Origin of the sequence: Protofrankia sp. CiP1_Cm_nod2, assembly GCF_920664355.1 — a bacterium.
Classification (GTDB): domain Bacteria; phylum Actinomycetota; class Actinomycetes; order Frankiales; family Frankiaceae; genus Protofrankia.
Genome location: NZ_CAKKTL010000373.1, coordinates 1 through 3,244, shown reverse-complemented (window position 1 = coordinate 3,244; position 3,244 = coordinate 1). Strand labels below are relative to the sequence as shown.

The window sequence follows — 3,244 nt, the reverse complement described above, 5'->3', positions numbered from 1 at the left end:
TCCTTCGACCATCTGGTGGTCTCGGACGGGGCGATCGTCGAGAGCCGTGACCTGCACGCCCCGGTCTGAGCCGGGGATCGCCCGGATGGCCGTGGCCGGTGCCGTCCCGCGTGGCCGTGCGGGACCCGGGCCGGCTACGCGGCGGGCCACCGCATGGCCGGCTACACCGGTTGCCGGGTGCGTTTTCTCACATCCTCCCGCGCTTCGGCCGGATTCGGATACAAGGACGATCCGTACCGGGGACGACCGGTCGCGGGAACGCCGTGCGGACGCCTTTGCCAGCGGATTGCCGGCGGCATCTACGGCATCTACGGCGGCGGCATCGTCGGCGGCATCGGCGGCGGGGCGCGGATGGCCGGGCCCGACGAAACCGGACGTCCCGAAAGCGGTCACCGTACCTGCCCTTCCGTGTATGGATAGCTGCGCTGTGTCCGCGTCCGGTTTCCTCCGTGTTGCCCGGCCGGTGGGTCCCGCCGGCCGGTTTTCCCGGGGGGCTAAAATTTCCGACACGCATCCGGTGGCACGGTGTCCGCGCCCATGTCCTGCCTGTCCGGGGAAGGAGCTGGTCCGGCACCCGCAAGTGCCGATCTCGGTGAACCGGTGTCGATCGCCGTTGGTGTCCGTCATGGACCGTCGGCCAACGATCTGCTGGGAAATGATGTCGACCTTGAAAACTGTCGTCGTTGTGAGTCGCGTGATTTTTGGTTGCTTTTTCTGGCGCATTATTGTGAATATAATGTGTCATAGTTGTTTCTTTGTGCATGTATACGGTTCGGCTCCCGGGCTCCTCGGCGTGTCGGCCGCGGCACGCCCGTGGCCGCCGGCCCGCCGGCCACCAGCCGGCCGGCGGGCCGACAGGCGATCGTCGCTGTGGCCGCGCACCTGGATACCGGCAGCCGCGCCGGCAGGTACCGGGCCGGCAGGTACCGGGCCGGCCGCCCGCGGCCCGGTCAGGAGGGACCACCCATGAGCACCAGCACGCACCGTAACCCGCAGGCCCGCGGCCCCGGGGTGCCGCGGGCCGGGGCGGCGCGGGTCCCCGGGCCGTCACGGGACCTCGTCGTCGCGGTCACTCCCTTCACCGAGCCTGACGCGCGCCTGACGGCCGCGGTGGCCCGGGCCGGCGGCCTCGGCGTTCTCGACCTGGGGCGGGATGCCGCCGCCGCACGCGCCGCGCTCGCGGACGCCGCCCGCTGGTCGCGCGGCCCGTTCGGGGTACGGGTGCCCGTCGGCTGCGCCACCAGCCCGCGGGAGCTGCCGCCCGAGGTGGACACCGTCATCCTCGCCACCGGCCCGGCCCGCGGTGAGCGGGACAGCGAGCGGAACGTCGAGCGGGACAGCGAGCGGGACAGCGAGTGGGACGTGGAGGCGGCGTCGGCGGGCGGGCGTCGGCGCGTCCTCATCGAGGTCACCTCGGTCGCGCAGGCGCGGGCGGCGGCCGCGGCCGGTGCCGACGGCCTGATCGCCCGGGGCGGCGAGGCCGGCGGCCGGGTCGGCGACCTGACCACGTTCACCCTGCTCCAGCACCTGTTCGCCGCCGACGGCCTGGACCTGCCGGTGTGGGCCGCCGGCGGGCTAGGGCTGCACACCGCCGCCGCCGCCGTTGCCGCGGGGGCGGCCGGTGTCGTGCTCGACGCCCAGCTCGCGCTCGTCCGGGAGATGGAGCTGCCGGCCGAGGTCGCCGCTGCCATCCGGGGCATGGACGGCAGCGAGACCACGCTCCTCGCCGGGCACCGGGTGTACGTCCGCCCCGACCTGCCGGTCGCCGGGCTCGCCGGCCAGCAGGCGGACGAAGGGCTCGACGAAGACGCGGTCGCGCACCGTCTCGGTGCCCGTGACCTGCGTGAACAGTTCCTCCCCATCGGCCAGGACGGCGCCTTCGCCGCGCCGCTGGCCGACCGGTACGTCACCGCCAGCGGCGTTGTCACAGCGGTCCGGGACGCCATCGAGGCCCAGCTCGCCGCCGCGGTCCGGCTCGCCCCGCTCGCCCCGGGCGCGCCCTTCGCCGCCGACCGGGGCCTGCGCGTCCCGGTCGCGCAGGGACCGATGACGCGGGTCAGCGACCGGGCCGAGTTCGCCCGGGCGGTGGCCGACGGCGGTGGCCTGCCGTTCCTGGCGCTGGCCCTGATGGGCGGCGACGAGGCCCGTGCCCTGCTCAGGCAGACCCGCGACCTGCTCGGGGACGCGCCATGGGGGGTGGGGATCCTCGGCTTCGCCCCGCCGGAGATCCGCTCGGCCCAGTTCGAGGCCGTCGGGGAGATCCGCCCGCCCTGCGCGCTGATCGCCGGCGGGCGCCCGTCCCAGGCGGCGTCCCTGCAGGCCGCCGGCGTCGACACCTTCCTGCATGTGCCCTCGCCGGGGCTGCTCGGCCGGTTTCTCGCCGCCGGGGCCCGCAGGTTCGTCTTCGAGGGACGCGAGTGCGGCGGCCATGTGGGCCCACGGGCCAGCTTCCCGCTGTGGGAGGGGCAGATCACCGAGCTGCTGGCGTACGGCGAGCAGGTGTCCGTCGCCAGCGGCCGGTCCGCGGCCGGGGCGTTCTTCGCGGGCCTGCACGTGCTGTTCGCCGGCGGTGTGCACGACGAGCGGTCCGCGGCGATGGTCGCGGCGGCCGCCGCGCCCCTGGCCGCCCGCGGCGCCCGGATCGGGGTGCTGATGGGCACCGCGTACCTGTTCACCGCCGAGGCGGTCACCTCCGGCGCGATCCTGCCCGGTTTCCAGCGGACGGCGCTGGACTGCGGCGGCACCGTCCTGCTGGAGACCTCGCCGGGGCACGCCACCCGCGTCGTTCGGTCACCCTTCGTCACCGCTTTCGCCGGACGGCGGGCCGAGCTGCTCGCTCAGGGGCTCGTCCCCGCGCAGGTGTGGGAGGAGCTGGAACGGTTCAACCTCGGCCGGTCACGGATCGCGAGCAAGGGCCTGCGCCGCGGCCAGGGCCGGCTGGTGCCCGTCGACGAGGACACCCAGCGTAACGACGGTATGTTCATGATCGGCCAGGTGGCGGCGCTGCGGTCGGAGCCGACCACGGTGGCGGCCCTGCACGCCCAGGTGAGCGAGGGCGCCACCCAGGCGCTGGCCGACCGTCTCGTCGCCCTCGGCATCGATCCCGAGACCGACGTCAACGTCGACGGTGACACCGATGTCGGCGTTGACACCGGCGTCGGCCCGGTGCCCGGGCAGCCGGCCCGGCCGGATGCCGCGACGCGGGCGGGCACCCGGGCGCGGGCGGGAGCCAGGGCACGGGCTG

General features: G+C 74.8%; 2 protein-coding genes. Both read left to right on the top strand.

What is annotated here, in order from left to right; translation table 11 throughout:
- Positions 1-153 precede the first annotated feature (153 nt).
- Positions 154-420, top strand: coding sequence for a hypothetical protein (locus NBW84_RS23550; RefSeq protein WP_250287507.1), 267 nt, complete (start codon positions 154-156; stop codon positions 418-420).
- A 546-nt stretch (positions 421-966) separates the two neighbouring features.
- A partial coding sequence (locus NBW84_RS23545; protein WP_250287505.1) for a nitronate monooxygenase occupies positions 967-3,244 on the top strand: 2,278 nt, incomplete at its 3' end.

What these genes read in the sequence shown, in the direction of transcription:
- NBW84_RS23550 (WP_250287507.1), top strand. Translation starts at nt 154, where the DNA reads ATGGCCGGCTACACCGGTTGCCGGGTGCGTTTTCTCACATCCTCCCGC.